This window comes from Sphingobium rhizovicinum (assembly GCF_042647625.1).
Classification (GTDB): Bacteria; Pseudomonadota; Alphaproteobacteria; order Sphingomonadales; family Sphingomonadaceae; genus Sphingobium; species Sphingobium rhizovicinum.
This window is the reverse complement of record NZ_JBHRVU010000004.1, coordinates 2,679,685-2,702,392: the sequence shown is the minus strand read 5'-3', so window position 1 is coordinate 2,702,392 and position 22,708 is coordinate 2,679,685. Positions and strand designations below refer to the sequence as shown.

Below are 22,708 nucleotides of genomic sequence, written 5' to 3'. Positions count from 1 at the left end.
CCTCATGCGCGCGACGGTTCTCGACAGGCTCGAACCGAACGGAGGTTTGTGTCTATGACCGACCTCTGGACCTCCGCTGAAATCGCCCAGGCAACAGGCGGCGCCGCGTCGGCGCCGTTCGCCGTTTCGGGCGTCGCCTTTGACAGCCGCGAAGTGGGGCAGGGCGACCTGTTCGTCGCGATGAAGGGCGAAACCACCGACGGCCATAAGTTCATCGACCGGGCGTTCGGTCAGGGCGCGGCGGGTGCGATCGTCAGCGAACCCGTCGCCCATCCCCATATCCTCGTTCCCGACAGCGCCGCCGCGCTCGAATCTTTGGGAAGAGCGTCGCGCAAGCGCATGGCTGGCAAGGTGATTGGCGTCACCGGATCGGTCGGCAAGACCGGCACGAAGGAAGCGCTCTTCCTCGCGCTGGACCGCAGCGCGCCGGGGCAGGTGCATCGTTCGGTCAAAAGCTACAACAACCATGTTGGCGTGCCGCTCAGCCTTAGCCGGATGCCGCGCGATGCTGCCTATGGCGTGTTCGAAATGGGCATGAACCATGCCGGCGAACTCTCTGCCCTGACACGGCAGGTCCGCCCCCATGTCGCCATCGTCACCGCCATCGCGCCCGCCCACATCGAATTTTTCGGCACCGAAGCGAAGATTGCGCAAGCCAAGGCGGAGATTTTCGAAGGGCTGGAGTCGGGCGGCACCGCGATCATCCCCTATGACAGCCCCCATGTCGCGACCCTCTATAACAAGGCGGAGCGCCATGCCGGCCGCATCCTGACCTTCGGCATGAGCGATCAGGCCGACATTCATGTGATGGAATCGATGGCTGCGCCGGGCGGCGGCACCTTCGTCACGGCAAGGCTGCCCGACGCGGAACTTTGCTTCACCATCGCCGCGCCGGGCGATCATTGGGTGTCCAATGCATTGGCCGTGCTGGCCGCCGTGGAGGCGGTCGGCGGCGATCTGGCGGCGGCGGGCCTTGCGCTCGCCGAAATGCCCGGCCTGCCGGGCCGCGGCGAACGGCGCATGTTGCCCGTTGCGGGCGGCAAAGCGCTGCTGATCGATGAAAGCTATAACGCCAATCCGCTGTCGATGAAGGCGACGTTGACCCAGCTGGGCCGCGAAAATGCCGATCGCCGCATCGCCATATTGGGCGGCATGCGCGAACTGGGCGATCGCAGCGTCGAACTGCACGCCGGCCTTGCCGCGTCGCTGGCGGCGGGGCAGGTGGATTTCGCCATTCTCGTCGGCGCTGAAATGGCGCCGCTGGCCGATGCGTTGGATGGCGCCATCCCCTATGCCCATGTCCCCGACACGGCGGCGGCCATCCCCCTTATCCAAACCGAAATGCGCGCGGGCGACGCTGTTCTGGTCAAAGGCTCCAATGGCGTCGGGCTGTCCCGCCTGATCGCCGCCCTGACCGAAGCCGCCCGCGAGAAAGAGACGAACTGATGCTGTACTGGCTCGCCGAAACCCTTGATTTTGCGGGTATCTTCAACCTGATCCGCTATCTGTCCTTCCGGGCGGGCGCGGCGATCTTTACCGCGCTGCTGATCGGGCTGGTCATTGGTCCCAAATTCATCGGCTGGCTGCGCGTGCGTCAGGGCAAGGGACAACCGATCCGCACCGATGGGCCGCAGACTCACCTCGCCAAGCGCGGCACGCCCACCATGGGCGGCCTCATGATCCTGACCTCCATGGTCGCGTCGGTGCTGCTGTGGATGGACCTCAGTTCCACCTATGTCTGGGCCTGCCTGTTCGTGACGCTGGGCTTCGGCGCAATCGGCTTCCTCGACGATTATGACAAGGTGACGAAGGCCAGCCACAAAGGGCTGTCGGGCAAGATGCGCCTGCTCTTCGAATTTCTGATCGCGGGCGTGGCCGCATGGATGATCGTCCACCAGCATGGCAATACCGCGCTCTACGTGCCCTTCTATAATGGTCCCGCGATCGAGCTTGGGCCGTTCTATTTCTGCTTCGCCGCCTTCGTCATCGTGGCGTTCGGCAATGCGGTGAACCTGACCGACGGGCTGGACGGCCTCGCCACCATGCCGGTCATCATCGCCAGCCTCGCCTTCCTGCTGATCGTCTATCTGGTCGGCCGTGCGGACTTCGCCCAATATCTGGGCATTCCCCATGTGCCGGGCGCTGGCAACCTCACCATATTGTGCGGCGCGATCATCGGGTCGGGCCTCGCCTTCCTGTGGTTCAACGCGCCGCCCGCCGCCGTCTTCATGGGCGACACCGGCAGCCTTGCGCTGGGCGGCACGATCGGCGTGATCGCCGTCACTGCCCATCATGAAATCGTGCTGGGCATCATCGGCGGCCTGTTCGTCGTGGAGGCGCTGTCGGTCATCATTCAGGTCTTCTTCTACAAGCGCACCGGCAAGCGCGTCTTCCGCATGGCGCCGATCCACCATCATTTCGAACAGCTTGGCTGGGCCGAGCCGACCGTCGTGATCCGTTTCTGGATCATCGCCTTCGTGCTGGCGCTCGCCGGCCTCGCCACCCTGAAGCTGAGGTAAGCGAATGATCGTTTCAGACGCTTTTGCTGGCAAGACATATGCCGTCCTTGGCCTCGCCCGTTCGGGCCTTGCCACCGTCGACACCCTCGTCGCCAGCGGCGCGCGCGTCGTGGCGTGGGACAGCCGGGAAGAAGCGCGCGAGGCGGGAATGCACCGCGTCCGTTCGTCTCGAGCGAAGTCGAGAGACGGTAGTGGTGAGCAGGGTTTCTCGACTTCGCTCGAAACGAACGGGGTTTTGGAAATAGGCGATCCGATGGAGATCGACCTTGCCGGCTTCGACGGCATTGTCGTCTCGCCCGGCGTCCCGCTCAACAAGCATCCGATCGCGATGCGCGCGAAGCTGGCCGGCGTACCGGTCATCGGCGACATCGAACTGTTCGCGCTCGCCCGCCCGACGCTGCCGCCGCACAAGGTCGTCGGCATCACCGGCACCAATGGCAAGTCGACCACCACGGCGCTGATCCACCACATTATCGAGCAGGCTGGCTTCCCCGCGCGCATGGGCGGTAATATCGGCCTGCCGATCCTGGGGCAGGAGCCGCTGGAACCGAACCTGCATGGCGCCGGCGTCTATGTGCTGGAACTGTCCAGCTATCAGATCGACCTGACCCACAGCCTCGATTGCGACGTCGCCGTGCTGCTCAACATCACGCCCGATCATCTCGATCGCTATAATGGTTTCGAAGGCTATATTGCATCCAAGGCCCGGCTGTTCGCGATGCAATCGGCGGGGCATAAAGCGGTAATTGCGGTGGAAGACGAACCCAGCCGCAAGATCGCCCAGAGCTTGTGCTCCTGCGAAAGCAGGAGCCTGGGGCGCATTGGCGGTGCATCCGACCCTGGGCTCCTGCTTTCGCAGGAGCACGGCGTTATGGAAGTCGCCTCAACCGACATAGGCACCACCGAACAGCTTGGCTGGCCCTCGCTTCAGGGTCCGCACAACGCCCAGAATGCAGCTGTCGCCATCGCTGTCGCAAAGGCGCTGGGCATCGATGCCGCGACCATCGCCAATGCCCTCGCCAGCTACGCCTCGCTCCCCCATCGCATGCAGGCCGTCCGCACGTTGAACGGCGTCCTCTACGTCAACGACAGCAAGGCGACCAACGCCGCCTCGACCGCGCCGGCGCTCGCCGCATGGCCCGCGATCGACGGCAAGCCGCGCATCCACTGGATATTGGGCGGGGTCGCCAAGTCGGACAATCTGGACGAATGCGTCCCCCATTATGCCAACATCGCCCACGCCTATACCATCGGCGAAGCGGGGCATATGTTCGCCGACTTGCTGCGCCCGCATATGGCGGTGGATGACAGCGAAATGCTAAGCGCCGCCGTCCGCCGCGCCGCGCGCATTGCGCAGCCGGGGGATGTGGTGCTGCTGTCGCCGGCCTGCGCCAGTTTCGATCAGTTTCGCGATTTCGAAGCGCGCGGCGATGCCTTCGCCGCCGCCGTGAACGCGCTCGAATAAGAAAGGCCGTGGGGCGGCGATGAGCAGGAAGGGAACAGGCATGTCGAGGGCCGGTGAACTGGTGAAGGGGTTTCGCACCCGCACCGTTCCGCGCGAGCGGACGGCGCTCGCCATCTGGTTCTGGGAAATCGACCGCGTCCTCCTGTCGCTGATCGTCGCGCTGATGGCGATCGGGCTGGTCGCCGTCGCCGCGGCCTCGCCCGTCGCCGCGATCGACCGGTCGACGGCGTCGGTCGCGGTCAATCCGCTCATCTATTTCTATCGTCAGTTGATGTGGGTTTTCATCGGCCTGCCGATCATGCTGGTCATCTCCATGCTGCCCCGGCCGCAGGCGCGGCGGCTGGCGATTTTTCTATGCGCCTTCTTCTTCCTGATGCTGCTGTTCGTGCCCTTGCTCGGCTCGACGGTGAACGGCGCCAAGCGCTGGATCGATCTGCCCGGCTTCCGTTTCCAGCCATCGGAATTTCTGAAGCCCGTCTATGTGGTGACGCTGGCCTGGCTGCTGTCGCTGCGCGCCAAGGACCAGAATCTGCCCGTCATGCAACTGACCGGGGCGATGACTTTGCTGATCGCGGCGATCCTGATGCGTCAGCCCGACTTTGGCCAGACGGTCATCTTTCTCGCCTGCTGGGGCTGCTTGCTGCTGCTTTCGGGGCTGGAAATGCGCTGGATCGCCATGCTGGGCGGTCTTGGCCTTACCGGACTGGTCGGCGTCTACATGTTCTATGAAAATGGTCGTCAGCGCATCAACGACTTCCTCGGCATCGGCGTCCAGATGGACACCGGCCCGGACCAGACCGACCTTGCCTTCCGCACCATCACCCATGGCGGCTTTACCGGCGTCGGGCCGGGCGGCGGCCAGAACAAGTTCCGCCTGCCCGAAGCGCATACCGATTACATCTTCTCGGTCATCGGCGAAGAGTTCGGCCTGCTCGCCTGCATCGCCATCGCCTGCGTCTATCTGGCCATCGTGGTGCGGGTGCTGCTGCGCCTGCTGGACGAGGAAGATAATTTCACCATCCTCGCCGCCGCCGGCCTCACGACGCAATTCGGGCTACAGGCGATCATCAATATGGGCGTGAATGCGCAGATATTTCCGTCGAAGGGCATGACGCTGCCCTTTATCAGCTACGGTGGCTCCTCTATGCTGGCGCTTTGTATCGGCGTTGGCCTGTTGCTCGCATTCACGCGGCGCAACCCCTTCATGGGTCGGCACACGGTCGTCAAATGGAGTGGTCGATGAGCATTTCCCGTCACTTCGTCCTCGCCGCCGGCGGGACGGGGGGTCATATGATTCCAGCCCATGCGGTGGCGGAGGAACTGATGGCGCGCGGCCATCATGTCGCTCTCGTCACCGATGAACGGGGCGCGAAAATCCCCGGCATCTTTGACAAGGCGCCGGACAATCGGGCGCAGGTCCATGTTATGCCCGCCGGCCGCATGACCAAGAACCCGGCAAGTTGGCCCGGCGCGCTGAAGGCGATCCTGGCCGGCCGCGCCATGGCCCGCCGCCTCAACGAAACCTTCCGCCCGACCGCCGTGGTCGGCTTTGGCGGCTATCCCGCCATGCCCGCGCTGCTCGGCGCGCTGGCCGATGGCATCCCGACCGCCATCCATGAACAGAACGCCGTCCTGGGCCGGGTCAATCGCCTGCTCGCCGGCCGGGTCGACGCCATCGCCACCGCCTATCCCGACGTTCAGCGGCTCAAGAGCGGCTATGCCGGCAAGGTCCACCTGATCGGCAATCCGGTGCGCGAAGAAGTAAAGGCGCTGCGCGAAGAGGAGTTTCCCGCCCTCACCGACGAAAGCGTCTTCCGCGTATTGGTGATCGGCGGCAGCCAGGGCGCTTCGATCCTGTCCAGCGTCGTGCCCGAAGGCCTGTCGATGCTGCCCATCGCGCTGCGCCGCCGCCTGCAAGTCACGCAGCAATGCCGCGCCGAGGATATTGAGCGGGTGCGCAAAGTCTATGCGGAGATGGAAATCCCCGCCGATCTCGCCACCTATTTCAACGATGTGCCCGAAAAGCTCGGCTGGTCGCATCTGGTGATCGCACGCGCCGGCGCATCGACGCTGGCCGAACTGACCTGCGCCGGCCGCCCGGCGATCCTCATTCCGCTGCCCAGCGCCATGGACGATCATCAGACCGCCAATGCGAAGGAAATGACCGAGGCCGGCGGCGCCCGCACCATCCCGCAGGCGCGCTTCACCGCGGTCGAACTTGCCAAGCAGATGCAGAAGATGGCGCTGGAACCCGGCGCGCTGCAAAATGCCGCCAAGCGCGCCCGCAACTGCGGGCGCCCGGACGCCGCGCGCGACATGGCCGACCTGCTCGAAAGCATCGGCAAGGCGCCGATCATGAATGACCCGCTCAAGGTCGGCCCGACGCCGACCAGCCTCAATCTCCAGGGAGTTCCCGCATGAAGGGTGTCGGCACCGACATCGGCACGATCCATTTCATCGGCATCGGCGGCATTGGCATGTCCGGTATCGCCGAAGTGATGCATAATCTGGGCTATAGCGTGCAGGGGTCCGACGTGGCCGAAGGCTATGTCGTGGAAGGGCTGCGCGCCAAGGGGATCAAGGTGATGATCGGCCACAAGGCCGAAAATCTGGGTGACGCCGCCGTGGTCGTCACCTCCACCGCGATCAAGCGGGGCAACCCGGAAGTCGAACTGGCGCTGGAAAACCGCGTCCCCGTCATTCGCCGCGCGGAAATGCTGGCCGAACTGATGCGGCTGAAATCCACCGTCGCGGTCGCGGGCACCCATGGCAAGACCACGACCACCTCCATGGTCGCGGCGCTGCTGGATGCGGGCGGCGTGGACCCCACCGTCATCAATGGCGGCATCATCAACAGCTATGGCTCCAACGCGCGTCTGGGCAATAGCGACTGGATGGTCGTTGAGGCGGACGAGAGCGACGGCAGCTTCCTGCGCCTCGACGGCACGATCGCGGTCGTGACCAATATCGATCCCGAGCATCTGGATCATTATGGCAGCTTCGACCGGGTGAAGGATGCCTTCGTCGAGTTCGTCGGCAACGTGCCTTTCTATGGCGCGGCGATGCTCTGCCTCGACCATCCCGAAGTCCAGGCCATCCTGCCGCGCGTGCAGGACCGCCGCATCGTCACCTATGGCTTTTCCGCCCAGGCCGACATTCGCGGCGAAAATGTGCAGCCGATCCCCGGCGGCAATCGCTTCGATGTTCAGATTCGCGAACGCGACGGCGCGATCCGCCGGATCGAGGGCATCGAAATGCCGATGCCGGGCCGGCACAATGTCCTCAACGCCATGGCCGCCATCGGCGTCGCGTTACAAATGGGTATTGAAGACGCGACCATCCAGACCGGCTTCGCCAAGTTTGGCGGCGTGAAACGCCGCTTCACCAAGGTCGGCGAGATCGCGGTTGCGGGCGGCACCGCCACCGTCATCGACGATTATGGCCACCACCCGGTCGAGATCAAGGCCGTGCTCGCCGCCGCCCGCGAAGGCGCGAAAGGCCGGGTCGTCGCCGTGGTCCAGCCGCACCGCTTCACCCGCCTGCGCGACCTGATGGATGAATTTCAGCAGGCGTTCAACGATGCCGACATCGTCTATGCCGCCCCGGTCTACACCGCCGGCGAACAGCCGATCGAGGGCGTGGACAGTGCAGCTTTGGTCGCCGGTCTCAAGCGGCGCGGCCATCGCCATGCCTCGACCGTCGCCGATGCGGATGATCTGGCCAGGGCGATTGCGGCCGATATCCAGCCCGACGACATGGTCATCTGCCTAGGCGCGGGCGACATCACCAAATGGGCGGCGGGCCTTGCGGCTGCCGTGACGGCCCGGACGACGGAGACGGCGTGACGACGGCGTTCGCCCTCCCGGCCGTTCGCGGCACATTGAAGGCGCAAGCGCCGCTGGCCCCGCTCGTCTGGTTCAAGGCGGGCGGCGCGGCGCAATGGCTGTTCGAACCCAGGGATGCGGACGACCTGTCCGCTTTCCTGCGCGATCTTGATCCGTCCGTGCCGGTGATGGCGCTCGGCCTTGGCTCCAACCTCATCGTGCGCGATGGCGGCGTACCCGGCGTGGTCGTGCGGCTGGGCAAGCCCTTCGCGAAGGTCGAGGCGCTGGACGCCACCACGCTCATATGCGGCGGCGGCGCATCGGGCATCCTCGTCTCCTCGACGGCGCGCGACGCGGGCGTCGCCGGCCTTGAATTCCTGCGCTCCATCCCCGGCACGGTCGGCGGCTTCGTGCGCATGAATGGCGGCGCCTATGGCCGCGAAACCTGCGACATATTGGTCGAATGCGACGTCATTCTGCGCTCGGGTGAACGAGTGACGTTGTCCGCTGCCGATCTGGGCTACACCTATCGCCACTCGACCCTGCCAGCAGGCGCGGTCGTCGTCAGCGCAACCTTCCGCGGCCACCCCGGCGAACCCGCTGTCATTCAGGCCGAAATGGATCGCATCGCCGCCGCGCGCGAGGAAAGCCAGCCGCTGCGCAGCAAGACCGGCGGCTCCACCTTCAAGAACCCGGATGGGCACAAGGCATGGGCCTTGGTGGACGATGCGGGCTGCCGCGGCTTGGCTCTGGGTGGCGCGCAGGTCAGCGAAAAGCACACCAATTTTCTGCTCAACACCGGCGACGCCACCAGCGCCGACATCGAAGCGCTGGGCGAGGAAGTCCGCCGCCGCGTGAAGGCAAAAAGCGGCGTCGAACTGGAATGGGAAATCCAGCGGGTTGGCCTGTCTGCCGACGATGATTTTACGGGAGCCAAGAAGTGAGCGGCACGAACCAATTCCTCCCCGGTACGGGGAGGTGGCTGGCCGCAGGCCAGACGGAGGGGGTTATCCTCTCGGTGCGTCGCGTGGGGGTAACCCCCTCCACCGCCGCTTCGCGTCGGTCCCCCTCCCCGTACCGGGGAGGAGTGGCATGACCCGTGGTCCCTGGCATGTCGCCGTCCTGATGGGCGGCTGGTCGGCGGAACGGCCGGTGTCGCTGTCCTCGGGCGAGGGCGTCGCCAAGGCGCTGGAATCGCGCGGCCACACCGTCACGCGGATCGACATGGACCGCAATGTCGCCGCGCGCCTTGCCGAAACCAGGGCCGACGTCATCTTCAACGCGCTCCATGGCGTGCCGGGCGAGGATGGCACGGTGCAGGGCATGATGGACCTGATGGGCCTCACCTACACCCATAGCGGCCTCGCCACATCGGTCATCGCGATCGACAAGCAACTGACCAAGCAGGCGCTGCTGCCGCACGGCATCCCCATGCCCGGCGGCCATATCGTGGAAAGCGAAAGCCTTTTCACCGCCGATCCGCTGCCGCGCCCCTATGTGCTGAAACCCGTGAACGAAGGCAGTTCGGTCGGTGTCGCCATCGTCACGGCGGAGGGCAATTATGGCAATCCCATTGCCCGTGATGCTGTCGGCCCTTGGCAGGATTTCCCGCAATTGCTGGCCGAACCCTATATTCGCGGCCGCGAACTGACGACCGCCGTGCTGGGCGACGAAGCCCTGCTCGTCACCGAATTGCGGCCCAAGAGCGGCTTTTATGATTTCGACGCCAAATATACCGACGGCATGACCGAACATGTCTGTCCGGCGGAAATTCCGGCAGAAATCACCGAAGCCTGCAAGGCGATCGCGCTGCGTGCGCACCAGTTGCTGGGCTGCAAGGGCGCGTCGCGCTCCGACTTCCGCTGGGACGATGAGCAGGGCGTCGAGGGGCTGTATCTGCTGGAGGTCAATACTCAGCCGGGCATGACGCCCTTGAGCCTCGTCCCCGAACAGGCGGCGAAGCTGGGCATTGACTATGCCACGCTGGTGGAGACTATTGTCGAGGAGGCGCTGAACCGCGCCGGGGGACAGAAGGATGGCTGAAGCACGCATCCGACGCGGCGGCACCGCACGGCTGAGCAGCGCAAAGGGCAGGGCAACCAAGGGCGGTCGCGGCCGCGCGCTCAAGCGCCGTAGCTGGGTCGATCAGCTGTTCGAAATGCTCCCCGTCAGCGAAGCCACGCTGCAACGCATGGCCAGCTGGGCGATCGTCGCCATTTTCGGCGCCATCGCCATCGGCATCGCCATCTATCTGGGCGTCCCCGACATGGCGCGTCAGCAGGCGGCGGACATCGCCGCCCGCGCTGGCTTCGAGGTGGAAAAGGTCGAAGTGCGCGGTGTCGAGCGGATGGACGAACTGCCCGTCTACAATATCGCGCTGGGGCAGGTGGATCGCTCCATGCTCTCGCTCGATCTGCCGAAGGTCCGGGCCGAAATGCTGAAACTCGGCTGGGTCAAGGATGCGCGTATTTCCCGCCGTCTGCCCGACACTTTGGTCGTGGACATTGTCGAGCGCGATCCGGTCGCCGTGTGGCAGCATAATGGCCAGCTTCACCTGATCGATGTGCAGGGCGTGGTGCTTCAGTCCGTGTCCGCCAGCGCGATGCCGGATCTGCCTCTGGTCGTCGGACCCAATGCCAATCTTCAGACGGCGGGCCTCAACAAGCTGATGGAAAATGCCCCGGCGCTAAAGCCGATGCTGGCCGGCGCGACCTGGGTCGGGAACCGCCGCTGGGACTTGCGCTTTCAGTCGGGAGAAACGCTCTCCCTGCCGGAGGGTGACAAGGATTCAGCCTCTGCGCTGGTGAATTTCGCGCGCATGGATGGCGTCAACCGGCTGCTCGGCCGGGGCATCGTCAAATTCGACATGCGCGATCCTGACCGCTTCGTCCTGCGCCTGCCGCAAGGACAGGTGGAAGAAAAGCCGATGGACGCAGCGGCGAATGGATCGACCGACAGCGCCAAGGCGCCGACAGACGGCGAGGAAGGCTAAGACAGCATGGCGCAGCCCAAGGTCGAAAAGCTCATTACCGCGATCGACATTGGCTCCTGGAAAGTGTCGGCGCTGATCGCAGGTCGCACCGATACCGGCGAACTCGCGATCCTGGGCACGGGACAGCGGGAAAGCCGGGGCGTGCGCCGCGGCTTCATCGCCGATATGGAGCGGACCGAACTCGCCGTGCGCGAAACGGTGGAACAGGCAGAGCGCGTTGCAGGCACCAATATCGAGGATGTCTGGGTCAGCTTCTCGGGCGGATCGCTGGTCAGCGACGTCGTCACGGTCGAGCGCGACATGGGTGGATACCGCGTCGAGCAGGCGGATATTGACGATCTGCTCACCACCGGCCAGCAGGGCATCGACCCGGACGGCCGCATCGTCCTGCATGCGCAGCCCACCTGCTTCACCATCAATGGCAAGGTGCCGGTGAAGAAGCCGATCGGCATGCATGCCGACCTGCTGGGCGTCGACATTCATGTCGTGCTGGCGGACGGCGCGCCGCTCGCCAATCTCGACCTGTGCGTGCGTGGCGCGTACCTCAACGTCAATTCGATCGTCGCCGCGCCGATCGCGACCGGCCTTGCCTGCCTGTCGGAGGAGGAGCGCGATCTGGGCGTCGCGCTGGTGGAAATCGGCGCAGGCGTCACCAATGTCTCGCTCTATGCCGGCGGCATGCTGGTCGGCCTGCATTCGATCCCGCTGGGCGCATCGGACATTACCGATGACATCGCGTCCGCCTTCGGCATCCGCCGCAGCCAGGCGGAGCGGATCAAATGCTTTTATGGCTCGGCGATGCAGAACCCGCGCGATTTCCGCGAGATGATCGAAATCGCGCCGCCCCATGGCGAAGTCGCGGTGCCGGGGCAAGCCGCCGGTCCCAATGCGGAAGGGGGCAAGATCACCCGCGCAGCACTGGTCGGCGTCATCTGCGAACGGCTCAATCAGATCATGACCGAAGTGAATGCCGCGCTCGCTGGCATGGGCTTCAACTCCACCGGGCGTCAGGTCGTGCTGACCGGCGGCGGCGCGGAAATGAAGGGCATGGCCGATTATGCACAGGGCGCGCTGGGCCGCGCCGTGCGCGTCGGGCGACCAAGGGGCTTGTCCGCCATGCCCGAAGCGCATAGTGGGCCGGCCTTCGCAACTTTGGCGGGATTGGCGCTTTATGGCGCTTCTAACCCGGTTGATCTCCGCACGATGGCGCCCGCGCCGCAGACGGTGCACCGTATCGGTGCGCCCATGTGGTGGCAGCGAATGATGCGCGCGATGAAGACCAACTATTGAATGAATTTGAACGAAGACGAAAATAGGTGGTGAATCCCCTATTTTCTGGTGTTAACGAATGATGACGGTGTCGCTTCCTGACGAGGAAGCTGAGGGAGCAGAATATATGAGCATTGAAATCAGCCCGCCCCATGTGGACGAACTGAAGCCGCGCATCGCGGTCATCGGCGTCGGTGGCGCAGGCGGCAATGCCATCGCGAACATGATCGCCGCCTCGGTAGAGGGCGTGGACTTCATCGTGGCGAACACGGACGCGCAGGCGCTCAACAGCTCGCCGGCAGAACGCCGCATCCAGCTCGGCCCGCAAATCACCGAAGGTCTGGGCGCCGGTTCGCGCCCCGAAATCGGCAAGGCGGCGGCGGAAGAAACCATCGTCTCGGTCGAAGAAGCGCTCAACGGCGCGCATATGTGCTTCATCACCGCCGGCATGGGTGGCGGCACCGGCACCGGTGCGGCCCCCGTCATTGCCAAGGCGGCGCGCGATCGCGGCATCCTGACCGTCGGCGTCGTGACCAAGCCCTTCACCTTCGAAGGCAATCGCCGTATGAAGTCGGCCGAAAGCGGCATCGAAGAGCTTCAGAAGCATGTCGATACGCTGATCGTCATTCCGAACCAGAATCTGTTCCTGATCGCCAATCCGAACACGACCTTCAAGGAAGCGTTCCAGATGGCGGACGAGGTTCTGCAACAGGGCGTCCGTTCGATCACCGACCTCATGATCATGCCCGGCCTCATCAATCTCGACTTTGCCGACGTGCGTTCGGTGATGGGCGAAATGGGCAAGGCGATGATGGGCACCGGCGAAGCGGAAGGCGACGGCCGCGCGCTTCAGGCCGCCGAAAAGGCGATCGCCAACCCGCTGCTCGACGGCGTGTCGATGCGCGGCGCGAAGGGCGTGATCGTCTCGATCGTCGGTGGCGACGACATGCGCCTGATGGAAGTGGACGAAGCCGCCAACCATATCCGCGAACTGGTGGACCCGGACGCGAACATCATCTGGGGTAGCGCCTTCAACGACGGCCTCAATGGCAAGATTCGCGTGTCGGTGGTCGCCACCGGCATCGACAATGAAGTCGGCAATCATGCTGCGCCGCTGACCCAGCCGTTCAGCTTCGCCAGCCGTCCCGCCGTTGCCGTGCCGCAGGCCGCTGCCCCCCGTCCCGCGCCGGTCGCGCCCCAGCCTGCGCCGGTCGCCGCTCCGGCCCCGGCTCCGGTGGCCAAGCCCGCGCCCGAACCCGAAGCGCTGGAACTCAACGTGCCCGAAGCGCCCGCTCCGGTGCAGCCCGCCGCCGCCCCTGCGCCCTTCTCGCCGCCCAAGCCCACCGCCGTCTTCTCGGATGAAGGGCCGGATCAGGACGAACTGATCCTGGGTGAGGACAGCGCTGCGCCCGCACCGGCGCCTGCCGCTCCAGCCCAGCCCGCGCCGCGCGTCGCCACCGGCGGCACGCTGTTCGAACGCATGGCCGGCCTGACTCGCGGTGCTGACAAGGGCGCTGGCGCGGACGATGCGACGCCGGGCGTGGATATTCCGCGCTTCCTCAATCGTCAGAACAACCAGTGATCGTCCGGCGCATCGCTGCGCCGTGACATGCCTTGAAGCGCGCCGTCGATTGCCAGGGGCAATCCGGCGCGCTTTTTCATTGGGCCAATTCCCCATTCCTCCTTTCATCGGCTAAGGCGCGGACGTGAAACGCACTTCCTCCTGGATTCTCCGCAGCCTGCTGCTTGGCGTTGCGGTCCATGCGCCGCTGGCGCTCGCCCAGTCCGATCAGGCGCAACTGGTTCGTCCGCTCGACGCCAATGATCTCAACGCCCATCTGGCGCGCCTCGCTGCCAATCCCAGGGATGTGAACGCCCTGATCGGGGCAGGGGAGGCCGCGCTCGCGCTGGATGATCCGCGCGCCGCCGCCGGCTTCTATGCGCGCGCCGATGCGATCGAAAGCGGCAATGGACGGATCAAGGCCGGTCTGGCCCGCGTCATGCTCAAGATGCAGAACCCGGTCGAGGCATTGCGTCTGTTCGATCAGGCGGGACGACTGGGCTATCCCGATACGACCATCCTGTCCGACCGCGCACTGGCGAAGGATATGACCGGCGATCAGGCCGGGGCGCAGCGCGATTATTATGCCGCGCTTGCCCGGACCCCCAATGATGATGAACTGGTCCGCCGCTACGCCGCCTCGCTTGGCATATCGGGGCAGGTCGACGCATCGGAGAAGGTTCTGGAGCCTCTGCTCTACAAGAGCGACCGCGCCGCCTGGCGCTATCGCGCCTTCATCCTGGCGATGAACAACAAACAGGCGGAGGCGAAGAAGGTCGCCGATCAGACGATGCCGCCGCAATTGGCCGCCGCCATCACCCCCTATATGCAGAAAATGCCCTATCTGACCGCCGCGCAAAAGGCGGCAGCGGTGCATCTGGGCCATTTCCCGCAACAGATCGGCACGACCATCGCGGCGATCACGCCAACCCCGCCCGCGCCGGGCATCAGCGTCGCCAAGGCCCCGGTTGCCGTCGCGGCCGCGCCCGCTATCACCCCGGCCAAGCCGCTCAGCCGTTCCGAACAGCGCCGTCAGCAGCGCGAAGCGGCGCGCCTTGCCCGCGTAGAAGGCCTGCGGGCCGCCCGTCAGTCTCTTCCGGCCGCATCCGGGCCGCAACTGGCGCAGGCGCAAACGACGCAACCGCTACCGCCAGCCGCCACGCCGCAGTCCTCTCCGGTTCGCCCCGCACCGCCGCCCTCTGCCAACGCGCCCGCTGCAAATACGCCGCCAGCGCGGCCTGCGCCATCGCCCGCGACTGCCGCCAACGGGGTGCAGGGGCCGCCCGCACCTGGCTTCGATTCAATCGACCGGGCCGGCCAGACTGCTTCCGCTCACCCGACACCGCCCGCCACCTCGACCGGATCGCAGCTGAACGCCATCACGCTGGCGCAGGCGTCGACTCCGCCGCAGGCATCGCCGCAACCGCAACCGCAACCGCAATCCACGCCGCCCGTCGCTGCGGAGCCGGTCCCGCCGGCGCCTCCACCCCAGCCCGATCCGGAAGCGACCCGCACGCTGGCGCAGATCATCCACGCCATCGACGTGCCCGACGCCGAACGCCAGTCCAGCGTCGCCGCCGTCGATCTCAATGAAATCGCCGCGATTCAGGCGCAACGCCGCCTCGAACGGCAGCAGGCCGCCCGCATCGCCGCCGACAAGGCGAAGAAGGAAGCCGCCGCCAAGGCCAAGGCGGAGGCTGACGCCAAGGCAAAGGCCGAGGCGGAAGAAAAGAAGCGCCTCGCCGCCAACCCCTCGCGCAACTGGCTTCAGGTCGGCGTCGGCCAGAACAAGTCGGCGCTGGGCTTCACGATGAAGGGCCTGCGCAAGAAGTACACGATCCTGTCGCGTCAGGATGGCTGGAGCGCCAGCTGGGGCCGCACCAACCGCCTGCTCGTCGGCCCCTTCGCCAGCTTCACCCGCGCCAAGGAACTGGAAACCAACCTGAAGAAAGACGGCGCCGACGTCTTCGCCTGGAAAAGCGACGCCGGCGAAGTGGTGGAGAAACTCGCCGGCGAGTGACGCACCGCTATTCCCCCTCCCGTTTACGAGAGGGGCAATATGCGCGGCAAATAATGCGCGCCCACATCACGGACCGTTCAAACCCGCCCGATAATGCTCTAGGAAGCGCGCCATGACGAGCCTCGCTTCCTATGCCTGCCATCCTTCCGCCAGCCTTGGCCGCCTTCATGCTGAGGCGGGGGGCGAGATGCGCGGGCCGCGCGATATGTTTCAGCGCGACCGGGATCGCATCATCCATTCGATCGCCTTTCGCCGGCTTCGCCACAAGACGCAGGTGTTCGTGTCGCCCGATGGCGATCATTTCCGCGTCCGCCTGACCCACAGTCTGGAAGTTGCCCAGATCGGCCGCACCACCGCGCGCACGCTGGGCCTGAACGAAGACCTGACCGAAGCGCTTTGCCTTGCCCATGACATCGGCCATCCCCCTTTCGGCCATGCCGGGGAAGATGCGCTGGAAGCCGCGCTGGACGATCATGGCGGCTTCGATCACAACGCCCATACGCTGCGCACGTTGATGCTGCTGGAAAGTCCCTATCCGCGCTTTCGCGGCCTCAACCTCAGCTGGGAAATGCTGGAGGGGCTGGCCAAGCATAATGGCCCGATTGCCCATCCCGGCTGGGCCATGCGCGAACTGGACGCGCTGTTTCCGCTGGATCTCACCAGCCATGCATCGCTGGAGGCGCAGCTGGCTGCGATTTCCGATGACATCGCTTATGACAATCACGACATTGACGATGGCCTGCGCGCCGGATTGCTCACGCTCGACCAGTTGCTGGACGTGCCGCTGGTCCGCACCTGCTGGGATCGGGTGCGCGCCCGCTATCCCGATGTGCCGCAGGACCGGCTGCTGCGCGAACTGGTGCGTGAACAGATTGGCGTCATGGCCAACGACCTGATCGAAGCGACCCGCCGCAACATTGCGGAATCGCGCGTCGAAACGGTGGAGGATGTCCGCGCGCTGGGCCGGACCCTCGTCGCCTTCTCGCCGGAACTCGCCGCCCAGGAACGTGATCTCAAGCGCTTCATGTACGCCACCCTTTATCATCATCCCGAACAGCTTGCCGCCGCCGACCGGGCGCGCGTCATCGTCACCGACCTGTTCGCCGCCTATCAGGCCGATCCCGCCCTGATGCCGCCCGAATGGCGCGACGATTGCGCCTTGCAGGAGCCAACCCGCAGCCGCCACATCGCCGATTTCATCGCCGGCATGACCGACCGCTATGCCGAAAAGCGCCATGCCGAAATTTGCGGGGCGATGGCGCTGAACCCGTGAACGGCTACCAAAGAAGAACAGGCAGGCGATTGACGCGCCGCGTCCTTTGACGCAATGCACAAAGCGTCTCCAGCGGATTCGTCCGCCGGGCACGATGCGGGAGAGCATGGGAAGCCTTGAAGGCCACCCCATCACCGAAGGAGCAACCGCCCCGGAATCTCTCAGGTTAAAGGACCGCATCGCGCGCAAGGCACTCTGGAAAGCGGACGGGCAGATGCGCCGTCCCACCGAAGGGGTAAGCCATGTGGCCGCAAGGCCGCTGGTCAAAGCTCTCAGGTTCCGTGACAGAGGGGGTGGCAGTTGTAACAGGCCCGACTCCGGGCATGTTTATGCTGTCGCGCTCAAACCCCTGCACGGAAAGGCCGCTCCATGTCCGGCGCCGACGAAATCGCTCATCTCGAAGAAGAATTGCCGCTCGGCGAACTGCCGCTCGATGCCTGGCACCGGGCGAAGGGCGCACGCATGGTCGGCTTTGCCGGCTATCATATGCCGATCCAGTATGAAGGCATCATGGCCGAACATAGCTGGACCCGCGAACATGCCGGCCTGTTCGACGTCAGCCATATGGGCCAGCTCACTTTTTCGGGCGAGGGCGTGGACGATGTGCTCGAACATATTCTGCCCAGCGACATCAAGGGGCTGAAGCCCTTTCGTCAGCGTTATTCGATGTTGCTCGATGAAGAGGGCGGCATCCTGGACGATCTGATGGTGTCGCGTCCGGGCGATGGCGCGTTCGATGGCGCGGCCATCTACATGGTCGTCAACGGCGCGACCAAATATGACGATATGGGCTGGATGATCGACTATCTGCCCGATGAAGTCGTGATGAACCATATGGATGAGCAGGCGCTGCTGGCGCTGCAAGGGCCGGAAGCCGGCGAAGCGCTGGCCGCGCTCATTCCCGAAACCGCTGATCTCCTGTTCATGCAGTCGGGCCTCTTCACCTGGCGCGGCGTGCAGCTGTGGATCAGCCGTTCGGGCTATACCGGCGAAGACGGCTTCGAAATCAGCGTGCCCGCCGATGACGTGACCCTGCTGGCCGATGCGCTGTGCGAATTGCCGCAGGTCAAGCCGATCGGCCTTGGCGCGCGCGATTCGCTGCGTCTGGAGGCGGGCCTGCCGCTCTACGGTCATGACCTGTCGCCCGCCGTCAGCACCATCGGCGCGGATCTGGGCTTCACCATTCAGAAGCGCCGGCGGGAAGAAGGGGGCTTCATCGGCCATGCCCGCGTCATGAAGGAACTGGCCGACGGCCCCGGCGCAAAGCGCGTTGGCCTCAAGATCGAAGGCCGTCTGCCCGCCCGCGAAGGCGCGAAAATCTTCTCCGGCGCGGTCGAGGTCGGCGAAGTCACCTCGGGCGGTTTCGCCCCGACGGTGGGCGCGCCGATCGCCATGGGCTGGGTCAGCCTGCCCGACAGCGCGCTTGGCACCGCGCTTGAAATCGAAGTGCGTGGCAAGCGCATCGCCGCGGTGGTTGCGCCGATGCCGTTCGTTCCGCATCGTTACCGCCGCAAGGCTTGAGTCTTTTATTCTTGCAAGGGGACAGTTGATGAGCCGCTATTTCACCGACGAACATGAATGGATCGACGTAGAGGGCGAAATCGCCACCGTCGGCATCACCGACTATGCGCAGGAGCAACTGGGCGACATCGTATTCGTTGAGCTGCCCGCCGAAGGCACGACCTTCGAAAAAGGCGACGACGCCGCCGTCGTGGAATCAGTCAAGGCCGCTTCGGATGTGTACGCGCCGATCTCCGGAGAAGTCGTCGAAAGCAACGGCGCGCTGGAAGACGAACCCGCGCTGGTCAACAGCGACGCCGAAGAAGATGGCTGGTTCTTCAAGCTGCGCATCGCCGACGCCAGCGAACTGGACGGCCTGATGAACGAAGCCGCCTACAAGAAGTTCGTGGCCTCGCTTTAATCAACAAAAATAAGCCCCTCTCTTTCAAGGGAGGGGTTGGGGTGGGTGCGATTGCGCCAGCAATCGCTTCCGCCCTCCAGGCACGGAGCAGCGCTCGCTCCGCTCGCGACCCACCCCCATCCCCTCCCTAAGTAGGGAGGGGGGAGACATGTGACATGCGCTACCTACCCCTTACCGACACCGACCGGCAGGATATGCTGTCCGTCATCGGCGCGTCGAGCATCGATGACCTGTTCATCGACGTTCCCGTCGAAGCCCGCCTGACCGACAAGATCGCCGGCTTGGCCGATCATGCCAGCGAACTGGCGGTCGAACGCCATATGGGAGCCCTCGCGCGCAAGAATCTGTCGGCGGGGGAGGCGCCTTTCTTCCTGGGCGCCGGCGCCTACAAGCATCATGTGCCCGCCAGCGTCGATCATCTGATCCAGCGCGGCGAGTTCCTGACCGCCTACACGCCCTATCAGCCGGAAATCGCGCAGGGCACGTTGCAGGTGCTGTTCGAATTCCAGACCCAGGTCGCCCGCCTGCTCGGCGTCGATGTCGCCAACGCCTCCATGTATGACGGCTCGACCGCCTGCTGGGAAGCGATCGGCATGGCCCGCCGCATCACCAAGCGCGGCAAGGCGATCCTGTCTTCCGGCCTGCACCCTCATTATGTTTCGGTCGCCAACACCATGGCGAAGTTCACCGGCGACGCGCTGGTGCATGAAGCGCCCACGCTGGACGCCGCGACCGACATCGACGCGCTGATCGCCAGCATCGACAAAGATACGAGCTGCGTCGTTGTCCAGTACCCGGACATTCTCGGCCGCATCGCAGACCTGACCCCGCTGGCCGACGCTGCCCATGCCGCGGGCGCGCTGCTGGTCGCGGTCGTCACCGAGCCGGTCGCGCTGGGCGCGATCAAGGCGCCGGGCCATATGGGCGCGGACATCGTCGTGGGCGAAGGCCAGTCGATCGGCGTCGGCCTCCAGTTCGGCGGTCCTTATCTGGGGCTGTTCGGCTGCAAGCAGAAATATGTCCGCCAGATGCCCGGTCGCCTGTGCGGCGAAACCGTCGACGCGGCGGGCAAGCGCGGCTTCGTGCTGACCCTTTCCACCCGCGAGCAGCATATCCGCCGTGAGAAGGCGACGTCGAACATCTGCACCAATTCGGGCCTGTGTGCGCTGGCCTTCAGCATCCACATGACCCTGCTGGGCGAAAAGGGCCTGCGCGACCTCGCCAGCCTGAACCACGGCCTCGCCGTACAGGCCGCTGAGCGTCTGGCCAAGGTGCCTGGCGTCACGCTGCTGAACGACAGCTTCTTCAACGAATTCACGCTGATCCTGACCAAGGATGCGCGCGAAGTCGTCCGCACCCTCGCTGACAAGGGCATTCTCGCTGGCGTCTCGCTCGGCCGCCTGTTCCCGGACGCGCCGGCGATCGGCAACGGCCTCGTCGTCGCCGTAACCGAAACCGTCACGCCGGAGGACATCGAAACCCTTGCCGCCGCGCTTGAGGAGGAACTGGCATGAACTGCCCTCTCATCCCGTTCGCCCTGAGCCTGTCGAAGGGCCGTACTTTCTTTGAAGAAAAGAGCAGGGCTTCGACAAGCTCAGCCCGAACGGTTTTGGAAGGAGGGCTGTAAGATGACCATGTTGAAGGAAGGTCGCCCGACCACTCCGCAAGCCGTCGAGGAAGCCCATATGGCCCCCGCAACCGCCACCGGCAATCGCGCGCTGATGCTGGAAGAAAAGCTGATCTTCGAAATCGGCTCCACCGACACCACCGGCGTCGATTTCGCCGACCCGCCCAAGGTCGAAAGCCGCCTCGGTGGTCTCGCCCGCACCGACGGCATCGGTCTGCCCGGCCTGTCGGAACAGGAAACGGTGCGTCACTACACCCGCCTGTCGCGTCAGAACTACGCCATCGACCTTGGCCTGTTCCCGCTGGGCAGCTGCACCATGAAGCATAACCCGCGCCTCAATGAAAAGGTCGCGCGGATGCCCGGTTTCGCCGACATCCACCCGCTCCAGCCGCAATCGACGGTGCAGGGCGCGCTGGCCGTCATCCATGAACTGGCCGCATGGCTGGTGACGCTGACCGGCATGCACTCGGTCGCGATGTCGCCCAAGGCGGGCGCCCATGGCGAACTCTGCGGCCTGCTGGCGATCCGCGCCGCGCTCGAAGCCCGTGGCGACGCGCGCAGCGTGATCCTGGTCCCCGAAAGCGCCCATGGCACCAACCCGGCGACGGCCGCCTTCTGCGGTTACAAGGTCGAGGATATTCCGGCAACCCCGGACGGCCGCGTCGATCTGGAAGCATTGAAGGCACGTCTCGGCCCCGATGTTGCGGCGGTGATGATCACCAATCCCAACACCTGCGGCCTGTTCGAACGCGACATGAAGATCATCTCTGATGCGGTCCATGCCGCCGGGGCCTTCGTCTATTGCGACGGCGCGAACTTCAACGCCATCGTCGGCCGGGTCCGCCCCGGCGACCTCGGCGTCGATGCGATGCACATCAACCTGCACAAGACCTTCTCGACGCCCCATGGCGGCGGTGGCCCCGGTTCCGGCCCGGTCGTGCTGTCCGAAGCATTGACGCCCTTCGCCCCGCTGCCCTTCGTGGAAAAGCAGGACGGTAAATTCGTGCTGGTCGAGGAAGAAACGGCGGAGGATCACCACGCCCAGACCTTCGGCCGCATGGTCGCCTTCCATGGTCAGATGGGCATGTTCACCCGCGCGCTGACCTATATCCTCAGCCACGGCGCCGACGGCCTGCGTCAGGTCGCCAGCGATGCGGTGCTCAACGCCAATTATATCCTGCGCAGCCTGGACGATGTGCTTGACGCGCCCTTCGGTGCGGCTGGTCCGTGCATGCATGAGGCGCTGTTCAGCGATAAGGGCCTCGCCGACGGCTTCACCACGCTCGACATCGCCAAGGGGCTGATCGACGAAGGCTTCCACCCGATGACCATGTACTTCCCGCTGGTCGTCCATGGCGCGATGCTGGTCGAACCGACCGAAACCGAAAGCAAGGCTGCGCTTGACCAGTTCATCATGGCGCTGCGCAGCCTCGCCGAACGCGCGAAGGCCGGTGACGAAGCCTTGAAGGGCGCGCCCTATCACGCCCCGCGCCGCCGCCTTGATGAGACGCTGGCCGCGCGCAAGCCGGTCCTCACCTGGACCGACCCGGCGTTGGCGGTCGCCGCCGAATGACGAACAGGCCGGAACCCTGGCAACCGGGTTCCGGCCCATCCGTCGCGGGCAAGCGCCATGCCCCCGCGACGGAGCGCAACCGCGACGCCATCGTCGCGGTCCTGCGTGATGCCCTTCCAGCCTCCGGTGTCGTTCTGGAAGTGGCGAGCGGCAGCGGCGAACATGCTGTCCATTTTGCCGTCTCATTTCCCGATCTGGACTGGCAGCCGACCGATCCCGATCAGGCCGCGCTTATTTCTATCGCCGCATGGCGCGCGGAAGCCAGCTTGCGCAATCTCCGTCCGCCGCTCCAGCTGGACGCCAGCGGCGACTGGCCGATCGCCCATACCGACGCGATCCTCTGCATCAACATGATCCACATCAGCCCGTGGGAAGCCACGCTCGGCCTGCTCAAAGGGGCGGAGGAAACGCTGCCGCCGGGCGGCCTCCTCTATCTCTACGGTCCCTATATCCGCGACGGCGTGGAAACCGCGGCCAGCAACCTGGCTTTTGACGCTTCGCTGAAGGCCCGCGATCCCCGCTGGGGCCTGCGCCGGATGGAAGATGTGGTCGCCGCTGCAAGGGCGGAGGGGCTTGAGTTTGAGCAGCGGATCGAAATGCCCGCCAACAATCTGTCGCTTATGTTCCGACGGCGGGCTTGAAACAATAATGTGCTCCTGCGAAA

The 22,708-nt window shown here is 65.1% G+C and carries 18 protein-coding genes and 1 riboswitch; all 18 genes read left to right on the top strand.

What is annotated here, in order from left to right; all coding sequences use genetic code 11:
• Positions 1-54: 54 nt before the first annotated feature.
• The 18 genes from ACFOKF_RS14205 (at position 55) to ACFOKF_RS14120 (ending at position 22,685) form a co-directional block, all read left to right on the top strand.
• Positions 55-1,446: a UDP-N-acetylmuramoyl-tripeptide--D-alanyl-D-alanine ligase gene (locus ACFOKF_RS14205; RefSeq protein WP_380796410.1), complete on the top strand. Its 1,392-nt coding sequence runs from the start codon at positions 55-57 to the stop codon at positions 1,444-1,446.
• On the top strand, positions 1,446-2,519 hold the full coding sequence (gene mraY / locus ACFOKF_RS14200) for a phospho-N-acetylmuramoyl-pentapeptide-transferase (RefSeq protein WP_380796409.1): 1,074 nt from the start codon (positions 1,446-1,448) through the stop codon (positions 2,517-2,519). Before ACFOKF_RS14205 ends, mraY begins: the two co-directional genes overlap by 1 nt.
• Positions 2,520-2,523: 4 nt before the next feature.
• On the top strand, positions 2,524-3,984 hold the full coding sequence (murD, locus tag ACFOKF_RS14195) for a UDP-N-acetylmuramoyl-L-alanine--D-glutamate ligase (protein ID WP_380796408.1): 1,461 nt from the start codon (positions 2,524-2,526) through the stop codon (positions 3,982-3,984).
• Positions 3,985-4,024: 40 nt separating this feature from the next.
• Positions 4,025-5,227 carry an FtsW/RodA/SpoVE family cell cycle protein gene (locus ACFOKF_RS14190; RefSeq protein WP_380796407.1) on the top strand — a complete coding sequence of 401 codons (1,203 nt, stop codon included), beginning with the start codon at positions 4,025-4,027 and terminating at the stop codon, positions 5,225-5,227.
• Positions 5,224-6,405 (top strand): undecaprenyldiphospho-muramoylpentapeptide beta-N-acetylglucosaminyltransferase, encoded by a 1,182-nt coding sequence (murG, locus tag ACFOKF_RS14185; protein WP_380796405.1) that lies wholly within the window; start codon positions 5,224-5,226, stop codon positions 6,403-6,405. Before ACFOKF_RS14190 ends, murG begins: the two co-directional genes overlap by 4 nt.
• A complete protein-coding gene (gene murC / locus ACFOKF_RS14180) occupies positions 6,402-7,829 on the top strand; it encodes a UDP-N-acetylmuramate--L-alanine ligase (RefSeq protein ID WP_380796404.1) in 1,428 nt (475 codons plus the stop codon). Before murG ends, murC begins: the two co-directional genes overlap by 4 nt.
• Positions 7,775-8,752 (top strand): UDP-N-acetylmuramate dehydrogenase, encoded by a 978-nt coding sequence (murB, locus tag ACFOKF_RS14175; RefSeq protein WP_380796402.1) that lies wholly within the window; start codon positions 7,775-7,777, stop codon positions 8,750-8,752. The genes murC and murB overlap by 55 nt, the downstream gene beginning before the upstream one ends.
• A gap of 148 nt (positions 8,753-8,900) precedes the next feature.
• Positions 8,901-9,851, top strand: a complete 951-nt coding sequence (locus ACFOKF_RS14170) for a D-alanine--D-alanine ligase (RefSeq protein ID WP_380796401.1) — start codon at positions 8,901-8,903, stop codon at positions 9,849-9,851.
• Complete coding sequence (locus ACFOKF_RS14165) at positions 9,844-10,800, top strand: cell division protein FtsQ/DivIB (RefSeq protein ID WP_380796399.1); 957 nt, start codon at positions 9,844-9,846, stop codon at positions 10,798-10,800. The genes ACFOKF_RS14170 and ACFOKF_RS14165 overlap by 8 nt, the downstream gene beginning before the upstream one ends.
• Before the next feature lie 6 nt (positions 10,801-10,806).
• Positions 10,807-12,090: a cell division protein FtsA gene (gene ftsA / locus ACFOKF_RS14160; protein WP_380796398.1), complete on the top strand. Its 1,284-nt coding sequence runs from the start codon at positions 10,807-10,809 to the stop codon at positions 12,088-12,090.
• 106 nt (positions 12,091-12,196) lie between these two features.
• Positions 12,197-13,651 (top strand): cell division protein FtsZ, encoded by a 1,455-nt coding sequence (gene ftsZ / locus ACFOKF_RS14155; protein WP_380796396.1) that lies wholly within the window; start codon positions 12,197-12,199, stop codon positions 13,649-13,651.
• A gap of 124 nt (positions 13,652-13,775) precedes the next feature.
• Entirely contained in the window at positions 13,776-15,650 is a 1,875-nt protein-coding gene (locus tag ACFOKF_RS14150) for a tetratricopeptide repeat protein (protein WP_380796395.1), read from the top strand.
• 112 nt (positions 15,651-15,762) lie between these two features.
• Positions 15,763-16,923, top strand: coding sequence for a deoxyguanosinetriphosphate triphosphohydrolase (locus ACFOKF_RS14145; RefSeq protein WP_380796394.1), 1,161 nt, complete (start codon positions 15,763-15,765; stop codon positions 16,921-16,923).
• Positions 16,924-17,010: 87 nt separating this feature from the next.
• A riboswitch (glycine riboswitch) is annotated at positions 17,011-17,110 on the top strand.
• A gap of 182 nt (positions 17,111-17,292) precedes the next feature.
• A complete protein-coding gene (gene gcvT, locus ACFOKF_RS14140) occupies positions 17,293-18,444 on the top strand; it encodes a glycine cleavage system aminomethyltransferase GcvT (protein ID WP_380796393.1) in 1,152 nt (383 codons plus the stop codon).
• Positions 18,445-18,472: 28 nt separating this feature from the next.
• Positions 18,473-18,844, top strand: coding sequence for a glycine cleavage system protein GcvH (gene gcvH / locus ACFOKF_RS14135; protein ID WP_380796392.1), 372 nt, complete (start codon positions 18,473-18,475; stop codon positions 18,842-18,844).
• A gap of 155 nt (positions 18,845-18,999) precedes the next feature.
• Positions 19,000-20,358, top strand: coding sequence for an aminomethyl-transferring glycine dehydrogenase subunit GcvPA (gene gcvPA / locus ACFOKF_RS14130; RefSeq protein ID WP_380796390.1), 1,359 nt, complete (start codon positions 19,000-19,002; stop codon positions 20,356-20,358).
• 114 nt (positions 20,359-20,472) lie between these two features.
• Entirely contained in the window at positions 20,473-22,044 is a 1,572-nt protein-coding gene (gene gcvPB, locus ACFOKF_RS14125; RefSeq protein ID WP_380796389.1) for an aminomethyl-transferring glycine dehydrogenase subunit GcvPB, read from the top strand.
• Positions 22,041-22,685: a DUF938 domain-containing protein gene (locus tag ACFOKF_RS14120; protein WP_380796388.1), complete on the top strand. Its 645-nt coding sequence runs from the start codon at positions 22,041-22,043 to the stop codon at positions 22,683-22,685. The genes gcvPB and ACFOKF_RS14120 overlap by 4 nt, the downstream gene beginning before the upstream one ends.
• The last annotated feature ends 23 nt before the right edge of the window (positions 22,686-22,708 follow it).

What these genes read in the sequence shown, in the direction of transcription:
- ACFOKF_RS14205 (WP_380796410.1), top strand. Translation starts at nt 55, where the DNA reads ATGACCGACCTCTGGACCTCCGCTGAAATCGCCCAGGCAACAGGCGGC.
- mraY (WP_380796409.1), top strand. Translation starts at nt 1,446, where the DNA reads ATGCTGTACTGGCTCGCCGAAACCCTTGATTTTGCGGGTATCTTCAAC.
- murD (WP_380796408.1), top strand. Translation starts at nt 2,524, where the DNA reads ATGATCGTTTCAGACGCTTTTGCTGGCAAGACATATGCCGTCCTTGGC.
- ACFOKF_RS14190 (WP_380796407.1), top strand. Translation starts at nt 4,025, where the DNA reads ATGTCGAGGGCCGGTGAACTGGTGAAGGGGTTTCGCACCCGCACCGTT.
- murG (WP_380796405.1), top strand. Translation starts at nt 5,224, where the DNA reads ATGAGCATTTCCCGTCACTTCGTCCTCGCCGCCGGCGGGACGGGGGGT.
- murC (WP_380796404.1), top strand. Translation starts at nt 6,402, where the DNA reads ATGAAGGGTGTCGGCACCGACATCGGCACGATCCATTTCATCGGCATC.
- murB (WP_380796402.1), top strand. Translation starts at nt 7,775, where the DNA reads ATGGGCGGCGGGCCTTGCGGCTGCCGTGACGGCCCGGACGACGGAGAC.
- ACFOKF_RS14170 (WP_380796401.1), top strand. Translation starts at nt 8,901, where the DNA reads ATGACCCGTGGTCCCTGGCATGTCGCCGTCCTGATGGGCGGCTGGTCG.
- ACFOKF_RS14165 (WP_380796399.1), top strand. Translation starts at nt 9,844, where the DNA reads ATGGCTGAAGCACGCATCCGACGCGGCGGCACCGCACGGCTGAGCAGC.
- ftsA (WP_380796398.1), top strand. Translation starts at nt 10,807, where the DNA reads ATGGCGCAGCCCAAGGTCGAAAAGCTCATTACCGCGATCGACATTGGC.
- ftsZ (WP_380796396.1), top strand. Translation starts at nt 12,197, where the DNA reads ATGAGCATTGAAATCAGCCCGCCCCATGTGGACGAACTGAAGCCGCGC.
- ACFOKF_RS14145 (WP_380796394.1), top strand. Translation starts at nt 15,763, where the DNA reads ATGACGAGCCTCGCTTCCTATGCCTGCCATCCTTCCGCCAGCCTTGGC.
- gcvT (WP_380796393.1), top strand. Translation starts at nt 17,293, where the DNA reads ATGTCCGGCGCCGACGAAATCGCTCATCTCGAAGAAGAATTGCCGCTC.
- gcvH (WP_380796392.1), top strand. Translation starts at nt 18,473, where the DNA reads ATGAGCCGCTATTTCACCGACGAACATGAATGGATCGACGTAGAGGGC.
- gcvPA (WP_380796390.1), top strand. Translation starts at nt 19,000, where the DNA reads ATGCGCTACCTACCCCTTACCGACACCGACCGGCAGGATATGCTGTCC.
- gcvPB (WP_380796389.1), top strand. Translation starts at nt 20,473, where the DNA reads ATGACCATGTTGAAGGAAGGTCGCCCGACCACTCCGCAAGCCGTCGAG.
- ACFOKF_RS14120 (WP_380796388.1), top strand. Translation starts at nt 22,041, where the DNA reads ATGACGAACAGGCCGGAACCCTGGCAACCGGGTTCCGGCCCATCCGTC.